Source organism: Phycisphaeraceae bacterium, assembly GCA_020639155.1.
Taxonomy (GTDB): domain Bacteria; phylum Planctomycetota; class Phycisphaerae; order Phycisphaerales; family UBA1924; genus JACKHF01.
Genome location: JACKHF010000001.1, coordinates 248325 through 262504 on the forward strand (window position 1 = coordinate 248325; position 14180 = coordinate 262504).

Consider the following 14180-nt stretch of genomic DNA (forward strand, 5'->3'; position numbering starts at 1 on the left):
AATACCAGTGGTATCTTCAAGGCTGGTACTTATTTATCGCTTTGATTTGAGCCACGCGTGGAGCTTCTTTGCTGGCCACGTGTTGATGCAGTTCTTGGCGGACAATCCGCCGCGTCGCGCTGTGAAGATGCCATAGCGCAGGTTGTCTGCGTGCTTGGGAATGTGTGTGTCGCAGTCAATCGCAATGAGTGCCCCAGCTTCCACTGCCATGCGCACGTGGATATCGCGCAGATCGAGCCTGCGCCAGTGCGCGTTGATCTCAAGCGCAACGTTGTTCTCGACTGCAGCTGCGATGATCTCATTCATCGCGGGCTCAAGCCCTTTGCGTTTGCCGACGAGCCTGCCCGTCGGATGTCCGATGATGTGCACGAGCGGATGCTCGATCGCTTTGATCAGGCGCTTTGTCGCAACGTTCGGCTTCTGCGTCAGCGCAGCGTGAGGCGATGCGACAACGATGTCGAGTTCCTGCAACACATCATCAGGAAAATCGAGCTCACCCTTCGTCAGAATGTCAACCTCCGACCCGTGCAGGATCGTGATCTTCTTCCCGAAGTGTTTTCGGTTCGTCTCAATCTCCTTGCGTTGTTCGACGAGTCGTTCCGCGTTCAATCCATTCGCCTGCACCTGCGACTTTGAATGATCCGTCACCGCGATCGTGTGGAACCCGCGATCCAGATAGAGCGTGACAAGCTCCTCCATCGACATAGAGCCATCGGACCACGTCGTGTGCGCGTGCAGTTCTGTCTTGATGTCGTCGAGTTCGATCAGGTCCGGCACGTCTGTTTGCTTCGTCCACTTCGTCTCGCCGAGATCTTCACGGAGCTCGGGCGGAATCCACGGGACGCCGAGCGCCTTGTAGACCTCATCCTCGGTCTTTGATGCAACAGGTTTGACACCTCGCTGTTGCGGCGGCGTGTCGTTCTCGTCGTCCTTGTAGAGTCCGTAGTCGTTGAGCTTCATGCTGTGTCGCTGTGCGATCTCGCGCAAACGGATGTTGTGGTTCTTCGAGCCCGTGAAGTACATCAGTGCTGCACCCCAATGCTCGGGCGCGAGCGTTCGCAGATCAACCTGCATCTGCGTTGACAAGCCCAGGTACTTGTTCACCTCGCCGTCGAGGCGCACGGATGACTTTGTCTCACCCGACGCAAGCACCTTGATCACGCCGTCCATGGTTGTGAATGCCTCGTGGACAGGCTCGGGGTTCTTCGTGGCAACGAGGATGTCGATGTCGCCGATGGTCTCTGCGCCGCGGCGGAGTGAGCCCGCGCACGTGATCTGCTCGACACCCTTTACTTTTCGCAGTTCGTCCATCACGCGCTCTGCGATCGGCATCGCCAACCCGATCGGGAGCCTGTGACCGGCTGCCTGCATGTGCTCGATCGCGTCCTTGATATTGTCGACGGTCTTCTTCCCCATCCGGGGCAGGTTCATGATCGAGCCGGACTCGATCGATGTCTTCAGATCATCGATGCTCTCGACTTTGAGGTCCTTCCACAACGCGCTGACGGTCTTGGGACCAAGCCCGGGGATGTCCATGAGCGCAACAACGCCATCGGGCACCTGCCCCTTGAGCTCGTCGAGTTCCTCGATCTTTCCCGTTGTCACGAGCTCGATGATCTTGTCGGCGGTCTTTGCGCCGATGCCTTCAATCGTGAGCAGTGAGTCGCGTTTGTCGATGAGCGATGCAACGGGTGTGTGCGTCTGCTCGATCGAGCGTGCAGCGCGATCCGTTGCAGCGACGCGGAACTTGTCCACGCCGATCAATGTCATCAGCTTCGCCAGATGCTCGAAGGTTTCTGCGATATCCTTGTTTGTGAGATGCGCACCAACAGACGTTTTCTCAGCCATGCGTGATGGTATTCGCAGCGAAGTGCCAAACCGAATCAGCCGACCCCGCGCGACCGATCCACTTTCTTCGCCTTGCCCACGGTGCCTTCTTTCCTGGCATAGGTCCGCGTTACCTGCTCGACGTACCCATCCTTCTGCACAGCAAGGCCTGTAACGTGGACCTCTACCTCGTCACGATGCACGTTGGTATCGCCTGCATAGACCTCGGCGATCTTCGCTTCGATCTCCTCGACCAGTGCTTCGCGTTCCTCGCGCGGCACGAGCATGAGCGCAGCGAGCCATCGCCGGGCAAGGTCGGGCCCCGCCGGCTGAAGCAGCTCAATCAGCAGACGGACGTGATCGCCCTGACTGAGTGCCTTTGATGGATCGTGCGATGTGCTTTGCCCTTTGGGCAGCTTCAGCATGCGTCTGCTCCGTGCCTGTTGAGAGTTCCTTTATCGTAGCGGAATGATTCACGCCCGCGTTCCGGGATGGATCCATTGCTTCAAGACTCGCTACCGAACCGTTGCCAGCAGCGGCTTTGCTTGCGCGCACGCGCGTTTCAAGCGTTTGCACATACGTTTCCAGTCGGGACACACGATCGAGCATGCCCTCGACAGTCGCAGCCATCGCGCCGAGCAGATCGGACGGGTCGGCCATGCGGAGCGCGTCGCCCTTGAGGTCCTCCGAACGCATCGGGCCCGATCCCGTCAGCAGCCACGTGCCGGATATGCCCAGCGAGACGCACAGCGCCTGCAGGAACTCTGCGCTTGGCGACTGCCCGTTCATGTATCTGCGGACGGTCTCGGAGTTTGTCCCGGTCAGCTCCGACAGATGACGGTACGTCCTGCCGCCAGCAGCTGCGATGAGTCGTTCATGGAGTTGCGTCGTATCCACGCGAACATGGTACCACGAAATCGTGCCCTGTACGGGCATTGTCAACCCTGCAGGACCCCGAATACGGAGTTTTCCACACTCATTTTCGTGTGCCGGCACGAGTTTGTGGCAGAATGCAATGGAGTTGGCACAGAGTTGCAGGGGGAGATTCAGAAGTTAAGGAATCAGGCTGCAGGATCACTCTGTAGGCATATCCCACACCCCACAACATCTGTATACTGCGTTCCATGCCACGAACAACCAAGCACCGCTCTCGCACAACTGTTCGTCAGCCGGGACAACATCTACGGGACGAGTCCGAAGCCATTTTCGCATGGTGGAGCTTTCTCATCGGATTCACTGGCGCAATGGTCTGGGCTTCACTTTGGGGGTGGGGCAAGATTGTGCTAGGTTACAGCTTTGGGCTCAGAGATCTCATGTGGATGACAGGAGGCAGCCTATGCATCCTGTTGTACGGTATCTTCTTCGGCAAGGCGAGCTTTCGATCACTCAGGAACATCCTCATTGGTATGGAAGGCGAGATCACCGTCGGAGCAATGCTCGAAGATCTGCGTAAGCACGACTATATCATCATGCATGACATCCCAATCGTGTCAAGTACGGGAATCACCAGTAAGGGTATCTCTGGACTGATGGAACGGTCATCCGTTGTAGCTAACATCGACCACATTGCAATCGGACCCGCTGGTGTCTTTGCGTTCGAGACCAAGATGCGATCGAAGCCGAAAGACAAAGCGATGCCTGCCAAGATCACTGCAGATGCTAATGGAAGGCTGCTGGTTGCAGGATTCCCACAAGAACCTGATCCACGCTCGCAAGCCAAGCAGATCGCAAAGGAACTTGGGCGAATCATCAAACACCGCACCGACATGCATCTAGAGCCGAGGCCTGTTGTCGTGTTTCCTGACTGGTGGGTTGAAGAAACAATAAACCCCAAAGGTGCCAATGAAGGCGCATGGGTGCTCAACCCCTCGCGCGTCTTCGCATGGATTACAACAGAAACTCGGATCGCCGCCAATAGGGACACAGCACTTGATCCGTCTGAGATCAAGCGCATCGCAGCCGCGCTCACTGATCACATCCATGCCAATAGCAACTGAACCAAACCTCTTCAATGTGATACACTTTCGCTCATTACTCTCATCTGAGACAATACAAAATGCTCACACCGTTCCATCTCGCGTTCCATGTCCGTGACCTTGACGAGGCTCGCGCGTTCTACTGCGACGTGCTCGGGTGCAAACCCGGGCGATCGGCGGAGACGTGGTTCGACATCGACTTCTTCGGGCACCAACTCTCACTTCACAAGGGCGAGCCGTTCCCCACTGCGAACACCGGAAAGGTCGGTGATCACATGGTGCCAATGCCGCATCTTGGTGTTGTGCTTCCAAAGAACCGGTTTGACGAGGTTGCGCAGAACCTCCAGCACGCGGGTGTGAAGTTTATCTTAGAGCCGACCGTGCGCTTCCCGGGCGAAAATGGCGAGCAGTGGACCATTTTCTTTGCTGATCCATCCGGGAACCCGATTGAGGTAAAAGGGTTCGCGGACATGTCGCGCGTGTTTTCGACGAAGTAGCGTTCTTTTTCGTCTTTTTCACCCAACTCAGCATGGGCATACAATCGTGCGATGGTCGCGACCTTGCGATCGCGCACATGGTTGTACAGCACGCAAAGGAGGTTTCTCATGCTGGGCTGGGCAGTCACGTTTCTTGTTATTGCAATCATCGCTGGGCTCGTTGGCGCAACAGGTGTTGCGGGGATATCCGCGAAGATCGCGTGGATCATCTTCGTTGTGTTCATTGTGCTGTTTGTGCTGAGCATGGTTACCCGTGTGATGAAGGGCAAGCCGCCAATTCCCTGAGCACGATTTCATCGGATATGTCGAATACTTGACGTCGGATAGACTTTGGGAACTCGTTTCGCAGGGAATCCGTACAGTCTTTCCAGCATGAATCTTGGCGACATTCGATCAACCCGACTGATCATCTTCAAGGGTGTGCTCTTTGTGTTCCTTGGTGTGCTCGCGGGCAGCCTTGTTGTGCTTAACATTACAGACGTGTGGTGGGAACGACTGATCGTGCTTGCTGTCTGCATCTGGGCGTTCTGCCGGGCGTATTACTTCGCGTTCTACGTTATCACAAACTATGTCGATCCGTCGTTCAAGTACGCTGGGATCACGAGCGCGGTCCGGTACCTGTTCAATCGAAAATAATCCGACTTGACAGATTCTTGACAACCCTGTATGTTGCGTGCAGAGAAAATATCTGTTGCTGGAGAAAGAGGAGATCGCGTTATGATGAACCGTCGAGCACCGTTACTGTACTGTTGTGTCGTGCCGCTCTGCTGTGTCCCAGCAATCGCTGGCCCGGAAGTTCCTGCGGGGTTTCGTATCGACCCGTTCGCGAATGTCACCGTTCGCGATATGGTGTGGGGATCCAGTGCAAATGGATTCAGCAGTGACATCTACGCAACGTCCGGTGATGGCATCATCACGATCGACAGCGCAGGCAATGTGACGCCTTTTACTACCACCGATCCACTCATGATACCGACAGGGATCGCGTTCGACACAAGCGGGCAACTCGGTGGCGATCTGCTCATCTGCGAGAATCAGACCGGCAACGTCAAACGTATCGCAGCAATCGGGCTCGTCACGACAATCGCGACCATCAACATAGCATCAAACGGATTGACCGACCTTCTCATGGGTCCGAGTGTCGGCGCGGGATATGGATTTGATATCTACGTCAGCCACAGCGCAGAGTCGGGTGGCGATCCGGGACGAGTGTTTCGCATGACAACCGCTGGATCGATGAGCACATTGACTGTGTCGAACGCAACCACTCCAACAGGGATCACCTTTGCATCCGGCGGCACGTTTGGCGCAGCAACGCTGCTCATGCTGGATGCTGCAAACTATACTCAACTCGACGGTAAGGTCTGGACGATCGCGCCGGGCGGAACCACAAACAACCTTACGCCCGCAGGCTCAACACCGCTTTTCGATCCCGTCTCGTTGTCTCAGGCGCCTGGAGGCGCTTTTGGCAGTTTGGTCTACATCAGCGACTTTGCCACCGACAACATCTACCAGATGGACGATACCGGCAACGTCACACTGTTTGGGACCGGGTTCTGCTTCGCAGGATTCCCCGATTACAACGGCGACATGCTGTTTTCACAATCCGGCGACGTGATGTATGTCGCAAGCCGCTTTGTTGTATATCGCGTCATGCAAGGCACACAACCGCCGGAACCATGCTACGCCGATTGCGATGGCAGCGGATCATTGAATATCTTTGATTACATCTGCTTCGGCAATGCGTACGTGAACGAGCTTGTCACTGCTGACTGCAATGAAGATTGCAAACTGGATGTGTTTGACTACATCTGCTATGGAAATGCGTACGTAGCTGGGTGCCCATAAACGCTTCGCCCTGCAAGTTCACCCGACATCCACTAGTCCCAGCGTGTCGCCCCACATCTTTCCCAGTCTGCGTACGAGCAGCGCATCCCCCGGTTTATCGAGTGCTGGAGAATGCTCAACCCAGATGATCGCATCCCGGCGCGCCTGACGCAGAAGTTCGTGGTCCTTTGCTAGATCAGCAACCCGAAATGGGAGCTTGCCGGACTGGCGCGTACCAAACATCTCGCCCGGGCCGCGGATCTCAAAGTCCTTCTCTGCGAGCGCAAACCCGTCGGAAATCGTGCGGATCGCGTCAAGACGCAGATGCGCTTCGGGCGTTGTTGGATCTGCGATCAGCCAGCACGCGCTCGCGGCGCTTCCGCGACCGACGCGCCCGCGAAGCTGATGGAGCTGCGACAATCCAAAGCGCTCGCCGTACTCGATCACCATGACGCACGCTTGGGGAACATCGACACCAACCTCGATCACGGTCGTCGCAACAAGACACTTGATCTCGCCCTGACGGAACCGTTCCATGACCGCATCGCGCGTTGCCTGCTTGAGTTGCCCGTGCATGACTGCAACGCGTACATCGTGGAGCGGCCCGTTCTCAAGCCATTTCGCGATGTCGCGCACACCGCCCATATCGTCGGTCGAGTCGATCGTCGGCGCGACGACATACACAAGTTCGCCCGCATCGATGCGCTCGCGCACCTTTTCATAGACACGCTCGCGCTGCGTCGACGGAAAGACCCTGGTTTCTACGGGTTTTCTGCCGGGGGGGAGTCCCTCAATCGTGCTGACATCAAGATCGCCGAGCAGGCTGATCGTCAGTGTGCGAGGGATCGGTGTGGCAGTCATCACAAGCACATGCGGCGTTGACTTGTGCGACGTGTCTGTATCGACGGTGGAGCCCGTGCGCAGGCTGGCGCGCTGCTCGACACCGAAACGATGCTGCTCGTCGATCACCGCGAGTGCGAGTGACTTGAAACGCACGTCCTCTGTCAGGAGCGCATGCGTGCCGATGAGGATGTCGATCTCGCCGTTGACAAGCCGCAATAGAATCGATTCTCGCTCTGCTGTCGAGACAGCACCCGTGAGCAGTTCCACTCGCACATCGGACGACGTCAGGATGCTCGATATTGATGACAGGTGCTGCTCCGCAAGAATGGACGTTGGTGCCATGAGAGCAGCCTGATGACCCGATGCAACCGCCATCAGCATCGCGTAGAGCGCAACGACGGTTTTACCCGAGCCAACATCGCCCTGCACGAGCCTGTTCGCGGGCACGGTCGTTGTCAGGTCTGCGACAACATCACGCAGTGCCGCGTTCTGGTGCGTTGTCAGATCGAACGGCAGACGCGCGCGGATGCGACGATCGATCTCGTCCGACCACGCGAGTTCCGGCGCGACCAGCGTCGTGCGCAGATATCTGCGTTTGATCTGCACGCCGACCTGCAGCATGAAGAGCTCGTCGTAGGCAAGCCTGCGCCGAGCCATCCCCACCTCGTCCTCGCTTGCAGGCTTGTGCATCATCCGGTACGCGGTCGCAAGCGGAACGAGTCCTCGCTCGTCGCGCCAGACTTCCGGCAGATGATCGTCAATCTGCGCGAGTGCATCATCGAGAACTGTCTCGATCACCCGAGCGATCTGGGCGCTCTTGATGCGCTCAGACGCGGAATAAACCGGGCGAAGTTCCGGCTGATCCGCAGCATCTGTTTCTGTGTTCGTGTCCACGTGTTCGGAGCCGTCCTGTTCGATGATCCAGAATCTGGGATTCACCATTTGGATGCTGCCCGCACGCGCTTTCGCTTTTCCCTGCACGCGCAACTGGTGTCCCGGATGAATCTTCTTCGCAAGATACGACGCATTGAACCACACAAGATCGAGCCTGCCGGACTCGTCTGTCATCACCGCCTCGAACCTTGGCTTGCGACCGGCACGGACCATGCGCGTCGCGTCGATTGTTCCCTGCACACTCACGACGGATTCAGGCTCGATCCCGCTGATAGCTGGTGCTGTCTCGTAGCGTTCGTGACGCATCGGCAGATGCGCAATGAGCTTGCCAACGTTGGTCAATCCGAGCTCGCGCAGCAATCCCGCGGTGCGATCGTTCACACCCGGAATATCCGCAACCTGCGTCGTCAACTGAATGGGATGCGCGTGTGTCATTGCGCGTGCTCGTCGAGTTCGCGCTGGATAGTGTCCTTCTCGATCTGATCTTCCGAGTTTGCACGAGGATCGATCGAGCGCAGATACGACCACGAGTAGATGCCCGACGCGTGACCGTCTGAGAACGTGATGCGCATCGCGTAGTTCCCGACAAGTTCTGCATCGACCGCAACAACATCGCCCGTAGCTGCGCCGCGAGCGCCCGTTGGGAGCACGGTCAGCGGATTGGATTCCATGGACCTGCGAAGCTCCTTCATATCCGCAGAGGGAGACATGGCGCGCAGATAGGCGATCGTGTAGTACGACGTTGTGCCGTTAGCCCACTCAATCGTGAGACCGCGATCCTTCTTCAGGTCGATGTGTGCGGGCTGGATAGCTGCCATGCGATGTGACAATATGCACGAACGACACAAATGGGATCGGCTGGTGCTTTGCTTTTCGACGGTAATGGCTAGGATCAGACATGCCAGAGACTGTCATCGGCGCAATGGACCATCTCGTTCTCTCCATCGATCGTGTGCGTTCGCCCGCATGCGTCGGGCTCGACCCCGTCCTTGATCGTCTCCCCAATGAACTCAAGCAACTCTCACCCGTCGACGCAATCGAACAGTTCTGTATCGGTGTGATCGATGCTGCCATGCAGCACGTTGGCGTTGTCAAACCGCAGAGCGCGTGCTTCGAACGCTACGGCTCATTGGGCATGCGGGCACTCGAACGTGTGTGCGATCATGCAAACAAGCACAACCTGCACATCATCCTCGATGCAAAGCGTGGCGACATTGGTATCTCCGCAGCGCATTACGCTGCGTGGGCGCAAGAGATCGGCGCACACTCCATCACCGTCAACGGGTATCTTGGTATGGAGACGATCGAGCCGTACCTTGATGCAGGACTCGGCGTGTTCGTGCTGGTGCGTACGAGCAACCCCGGGAGTGATGCGGTGCAGTGCAGTACACTCAACGATAATCGCACGGTCGCGCAAATGATGGCTGATCAGGTAAGCACGCTCGGCGCATCGCACATGGGTACATCGGGCATCAGCGATGTCGGCGCAGTCGTCGGCGCAACAAAGTCGAGCGAGGGCGCAGACCTACGCAAACACATGCCCGACACCATGTTCCTCGTGCCCGGATACGGCGCACAGGGAGGCACCATCGACGATATCCGCGCATTGGTCAGGCTCTCCGGCAATCCCGGCGTGATTGTCAACGCCAGCAGAAGTGTGCTGTATCCGAAAGAACCGGAATCCGAGTCGTGGCAGGATGGCGTTGCTACCCGTGCACAACACTTCGCAGAAGAGCTTCGTTCGCTCTATCGATAAATATCACACCCGCATCGGTGAAGCTGCATGCACGAGTTCGAGCACGGATCGTGCAAACCGTTCGTCGCGCGTTGGATCGTGTATCACACCAGCATCGATCAACGGCTGACATAACGCCATGTCGTCGAGCAGTTTCAGTAGTGGCCGTGCCATCGCAGATGGATCGTTGGCGAGCGCCACAGCCTGCTTTTTATGCACGTCGGGCAGCATAGTTTCGGACACAACACCAGAGCCGATCACAATGGGTACGCCCATTGCAAGTGCTATGGACACCTCATGCGCAACGGGCACAGTACCAGCGGTACGAAACGACACAGCAATATCAGCACAAAGAAGTTGATCGATAACTGTGCGTTCCGGTTCATTGATTATGATGCACGCCGCGTTGGTTGCGCGTTCAAACTGGCGAAACCTGGCAACCGGCTCAGAAGCGCATCGCGCAGCACCAATAACATCGACACCGCACGCAGCAAGCCTGCCCAGCAGCATCGCGAACTGGAATGGAGGCTCAGTGTGCGCGTGCGAACCGAGCAACGCGAGCACACAGGCATTGTCAGGCACCTCATTGTCCTGACGCCATTGCGATCTGAATGTGTCGCGATGCTGAGGCGACGGGATCAGATACGAACACGATGGTAATGCATCCGGCACATCAACAAACGGTGGATCGAGATACACCATTGGTGAGCCAGAAGTAAGACCGGGATCATCGAGCACAATACCAATCACGCGTACGTCGGGCAGTTCACTCGCGAGTGCGTACAACGACGTTGAACTCCAGCAGCAGACAATACACGAATCTGACGAGTCGAATCTGTCACGCAGGTACCTGCGGAGTGAGCGTGCTGCTGCAGAACGGTTGATCCTATTGGATGTATTGATACCACATCGTGCGAGCAGTTGCTCCTCGCGCGCAGAACCAACAACAACATACTCATGCTGCAATCCGGCATCGACCTGCTGCATCTCTCGAACAGCTGACACGCAGCACATCGCCGCAGCATCGGTGCATGGAACACCCGGCACTCGACGCTGACGCAGCATAGCCCGGTCCTGCAATGAAACAGGATCGAGCACATGCACAATCGTCAGTGGGTCCCGGCCTGTCATTCGCTCGACTTACCCGAACGAGCTGCGCGAGAACGCTCCTTCTCGTAGAACAGCTCAGCAATTGCACGACCTGTCAGCACAGCCAGTTCGCGTTCAGCCTGATTCATTGCGGAGCGTGTCGTCGGGATGTCGCCGGTGTTTGGAGGCGGCGCAACAACCAGCGGATACCCCTTCATGTCATCAGATGGGTATAGCACTGCGTCTTCCGTCACATCAATGACGCGCATCCGCACAGATGAACTTGGCTGGAACGTCTGCCCGTCAGGCGATAATGAGAATGACTCCACGCCAACCCAGACTACAACATCTGCGCCAAGTGCCTGCCCAAGTTCTGCAATGGTCTTGCGCGAAGACGGATCTTCTGCAGCCACTGCATCCAGTGCGGATCGAGCGCTGATCATGTTCTCTACAAGCCCTTGATCCAGCATGTCGGCAACCGCGCGTTCTGCTATCTCGTATCGCAGCGTGCGACGTGGAATCGAGCCACGTGGATCCTCGATGACCAGCACAGTCGTGCGTTTCTTGTCAAGCTCGTAGACGCGAGGGTTCTTCGGACCGCCATGAATAAGCAGGTAACCAGCGCCAACCCAGTTGCAACCCGCACAACACAGGAGACAGATCGCCGCAATGAAACCACCAAGGAACCGAGTGTAATGCATGAACCACTCCAATACGAACGCGCCTCGTAAATGCTTCTGAAAAACTCAGTTTGCTGACGAGATGCGGCCCTCTGTCATGTGATCGTAGAACAACTCAGCCGATTGTTTGGCAAACTTTGACACAAGCACGGATGCGATCTGGTTTGCCTGGTATGAGTTCTCGTCGTATCCGGTCTTGTCGGGGAACCGCACCGTGACCGGATGCTCGAATGCCACATCATCCATGCCGAGCGAATCCTCCTCGTACACAGTGACACGGCCCGATACAACACCGTTCCATTCGATTGTGTTGCCCGGATCTGTCAGCCGGTACTCTTCCAGTGAGATCACGATCAATCGATCAACGCCAAGATCAGCAGCAACCTCGCCTCGCGGTCTGAGATACCAGCGTGGATTGTCGTACTGATAGCTCAGCACATCGACGGGAGGTACCCACCCCGGCACTGGATCTGGCTGTTTCGCGTAGAAGTCACGCAGGTTCTCAGCTGTGCGAGCAGCAATCTCCATCACCGCGCCGGGATTTGTCGCTTGAATCGAGCGATCAGCAGAGACCATCACCGCAAACCCCTGCGCATTATCGAGTCCTCGATAGGACGCATCGACATGTTTGGGTAGATCCCGCTTCGCAATCAACGCGATCGCGATAAGCTCGCACCCCGTTAGAAGCGATGTACACGCAAGGCATGCAAAAGCAGCACATACCACACCGCTGTGCTTGAGAAGACGTTGATGTATACGTTGACGCATAAAAGGACCTCCGGGGCATATCTATCCGGCCAGGACCGGTCAGTGGTTCGACGATCGGCACAGGAGAGTGTGCCAACGGCGACTCATCACCACGTCAGAAGGGTATAGACCCAGCCGAGCCCAATCAGCACCAGCCCTACCACAACCATCCGAAGGCGGAAAAACCACGGAAAGACCATGGGGAGATTCCATCCAAAGATAGCCGTCAGCGCCGAGGCCCAGAAGGCTGTCGCCGTAAACACAGCCAGCACAAAGCCTGCTGGCTGTGTCAAAAACGCTCTCACAGGATGAAGATGGGCAGCGTGCGAGAACGCTGTGGTCATCCCACAGGTTGGGCATGGTGTGTTGTAGTTTTCCATCCACGCGCAGGGCGCAAAGCCGAGTTGCGTATGCGTGCCATGCCCTGCTGGATCAGGTGATAACCATACAGCAACACCCAACACTGCTGCGAACACAACTGCAAATATTGCTCCCAGCACTCGTCGATTGGTCCGTTCCATTGCGCGCATCGCGTCCGCCGAGCGCAGAAGCGTGCGCGGCGCAGGAACAACGCTGGAGGTGTCATGTGACATGACTCAATCGAAACGGAACACGCCCTTCCTGTATCCATACAGGTAGGCGACAATGGTTGTAAAGAGGAAGAAAAGAATTCTGCCGAGCCAGAGATCTCGCTCCGGCGCACCGGGTTCAAGGTTCATGAACGTCGCCGCAAGGGGGTACAGAAACACAATCTCGACATCAATGACAAGAAAGACCATCGCGATGAGATAAAACCGGACGTTAAAGCGCTTGCGAGCGGTTCCGACAGTCACCATGCCGGACTCGTATGTCTGCCCCTTCGTTACACCGCCGATTCTGCGCGGTCCGATCACGAGCGATGCCACAACATTCACAACAGCAAAGCCAACCACCATCATGATCACAACCATGACAGGCAGGTAGCCGCCGATATCCGCACCGAGTGTGAGCGTTGGTGTCATAAGCAGCGATCATAGCGCACATGACAGCACATTGCAGATCATCCACGACCGACACGCAGGAGAGACGTGCCAGTCTTCTCTGGTCTATATCTCGATCTCAACGCGCAAGTTACCACTGTTCTCTTGTGCTTATGGGCCGCCGAGGATCGGGATTGGTGGTCCCCAATGAGAAAGTCTTTATCTCACGCAGAAATCACGAGGGAATCGTTCGATAGGTTGGCGGGCATCGGGGGTGCCCAGCTCCTGAGGACAGGAGCACTTTCCACATCTTTGCGTCAGCCCGGTGGAACCGCGCTTGCCGCCGCACCTGTGTCATATCGGAGCGGGCAACGTGAGCATGGACGGTATAAACGCGACGTCAGAACAGTTCTTTGAGGCACTGCTGGATGGCGATCGGGCCCAGGCCCGTCGATTTCTGGCCCAGTCGCTCGCAAATGTGCGCGAGCCACAGGACCTCGTTCCTTCCCTCTTCTGGCCGGTATACCAGAGGATTGAATCACTCTTCCGGCTTGACCAGATAACCAAGCTTCAGCATCATGCCGCAACTCGGCTGCTGCGAGTCATGGTCGATCAGGCATCTGCCAACTTCCTCCGCTGTGATCCGAATGGCCAGCAGGTACTCGCCTTCTGCGGCCCCGAAGATGCGGACGAACTCGGCGCCCAGATGGCAGTCGATATGATGGAAGCTGCAGGATTTACCATCCGATTCGCTGGAAGCGGTATCGCGATTGACGAGATACTGGCCCAAGTGCAATCAACAAAGCCTGATCTGCTGGTCCTATTCGCATCCGCACCAGGCGACCTCCCTCATACACGGGAGTTAATCGACACAATCCATGAGATCGGCGCGTGCCCGAATCTGCGAATCGTGGTTGGGGGCGGTGTGTACAACCGCGCTGAGGGACTCGCTGAGGAGATCGGAGCCGATGGCATGGCCGAGGACCCGATTGAGTTGGTGGAACTCCTGTGCATGGGTGTGCCACAAGCCGACCGAAGCGATCGGGCTCCGCGAAGAACCGTTCGAAAAGCAGCATAAATATTATTGGACTAAAAAACTCCGTCAT

General features: G+C 56.8%; 16 protein-coding genes. 7 read left to right on the plus strand and 9 right to left on the minus strand.

Annotated features, from left to right (window positions below):
* Nucleotides 1-33 precede the first annotated feature (33 nt).
* From polX to H6815_01090, 3 genes are read right to left on the minus strand one after another with little or no spacing between them, the layout of a single operon-like run.
* The gene (polX, locus tag H6815_01080) at nucleotides 34-1848 is read right to left on the minus strand and encodes a DNA polymerase/3'-5' exonuclease PolX (GenBank protein ID MCB9859019.1); all 1815 of its coding nucleotides are present in this window, start codon (nucleotides 1846-1848) and stop codon (nucleotides 34-36) included.
* Nucleotides 1849-1883: 35 nt separating this feature from the next.
* A complete protein-coding gene (locus H6815_01085; protein MCB9859020.1) occupies nucleotides 1884-2252 on the minus strand; it encodes a hypothetical protein in 369 nt (122 codons plus the stop codon).
* Nucleotides 2167-2724, minus strand: coding sequence for a helix-turn-helix transcriptional regulator (locus tag H6815_01090; protein ID MCB9859021.1), 558 nt, complete (start codon nucleotides 2722-2724; stop codon nucleotides 2167-2169). The genes H6815_01085 and H6815_01090 overlap by 86 nt, the downstream gene beginning before the upstream one ends.
* A 227-nt stretch (nucleotides 2725-2951) precedes the next feature.
* Here H6815_01090 and H6815_01095 point away from each other — a divergent pair, with 227 nt between their 5' ends.
* From H6815_01095 to H6815_01115, 5 genes are all read left to right on the plus strand, one after another.
* Nucleotides 2952-3824, plus strand: a complete 873-nt coding sequence (locus H6815_01095) for an NERD domain-containing protein (protein ID MCB9859022.1) — start codon at nucleotides 2952-2954, stop codon at nucleotides 3822-3824.
* A 59-nt stretch (nucleotides 3825-3883) separates the two neighbouring features.
* On the plus strand, nucleotides 3884-4300 hold the full coding sequence (locus H6815_01100; protein MCB9859023.1) for a VOC family protein: 417 nt from the start codon (nucleotides 3884-3886) through the stop codon (nucleotides 4298-4300).
* Between the two features lie 108 nt (nucleotides 4301-4408).
* Nucleotides 4409-4585 (plus strand): DUF1328 domain-containing protein, encoded by a 177-nt coding sequence (locus H6815_01105; protein MCB9859024.1) that lies wholly within the window; start codon nucleotides 4409-4411, stop codon nucleotides 4583-4585.
* An 87-nt stretch (nucleotides 4586-4672) separates the two neighbouring features.
* Nucleotides 4673-4936 carry a hypothetical protein gene (locus tag H6815_01110; GenBank protein ID MCB9859025.1) on the plus strand — a complete coding sequence of 88 codons (264 nt, stop codon included), beginning with the start codon at nucleotides 4673-4675 and terminating at the stop codon, nucleotides 4934-4936.
* 81 nt (nucleotides 4937-5017) lie between these two features.
* The gene (locus tag H6815_01115; protein MCB9859026.1) at nucleotides 5018-6148 is read left to right on the plus strand and encodes a hypothetical protein; all 1131 of its coding nucleotides are present in this window, start codon (nucleotides 5018-5020) and stop codon (nucleotides 6146-6148) included.
* Nucleotides 6149-6166: 18 nt separating this feature from the next.
* Here H6815_01115 and recG read toward each other — a convergent pair whose 3' ends face one another.
* Entirely contained in the window at nucleotides 6167-8530 is a 2364-nt protein-coding gene (recG, locus tag H6815_01120) for an ATP-dependent DNA helicase RecG (GenBank protein ID MCB9859027.1), read from the minus strand.
* Nucleotides 8531-8762: 232 nt separating this feature from the next.
* Between recG and pyrF the strand changes: the two genes are divergently transcribed.
* Entirely contained in the window at nucleotides 8763-9620 is an 858-nt protein-coding gene (pyrF, locus tag H6815_01125; GenBank protein MCB9859028.1) for an orotidine-5'-phosphate decarboxylase, read from the plus strand.
* A 3-nt stretch (nucleotides 9621-9623) separates the two neighbouring features.
* Here the strand turns inward: pyrF and H6815_01130 are convergent, their stop codons facing one another.
* From H6815_01130 to H6815_01150, 5 genes are all read right to left on the minus strand, one after another.
* Nucleotides 9624-10730, minus strand: a complete 1107-nt coding sequence (locus H6815_01130; GenBank protein ID MCB9859029.1) for a hypothetical protein — start codon at nucleotides 10728-10730, stop codon at nucleotides 9624-9626.
* Nucleotides 10727-11389, minus strand: coding sequence for a hypothetical protein (locus H6815_01135; GenBank protein ID MCB9859030.1), 663 nt, complete (start codon nucleotides 11387-11389; stop codon nucleotides 10727-10729). The genes H6815_01130 and H6815_01135 overlap by 4 nt, the downstream gene beginning before the upstream one ends.
* A gap of 45 nt (nucleotides 11390-11434) precedes the next feature.
* Complete coding sequence (locus H6815_01140; protein MCB9859031.1) at nucleotides 11435-12136, minus strand: hypothetical protein; 702 nt, start codon at nucleotides 12134-12136, stop codon at nucleotides 11435-11437.
* An 86-nt stretch (nucleotides 12137-12222) separates the two neighbouring features.
* On the minus strand, nucleotides 12223-12708 hold the full coding sequence (locus tag H6815_01145) for a DUF2752 domain-containing protein (GenBank protein MCB9859032.1): 486 nt from the start codon (nucleotides 12706-12708) through the stop codon (nucleotides 12223-12225).
* Nucleotides 12709-12711: 3 nt separating this feature from the next.
* Nucleotides 12712-13116 carry an NADH-quinone oxidoreductase subunit A gene (locus H6815_01150; protein MCB9859033.1) on the minus strand — a complete coding sequence of 135 codons (405 nt, stop codon included), beginning with the start codon at nucleotides 13114-13116 and terminating at the stop codon, nucleotides 12712-12714.
* Nucleotides 13117-13453: 337 nt separating this feature from the next.
* Here H6815_01150 and H6815_01155 point away from each other — a divergent pair, with 337 nt between their 5' ends.
* Entirely contained in the window at nucleotides 13454-14152 is a 699-nt protein-coding gene (locus H6815_01155; protein MCB9859034.1) for a cobalamin B12-binding domain-containing protein, read from the plus strand.
* Nucleotides 14153-14180 lie beyond the last annotated feature (28 nt).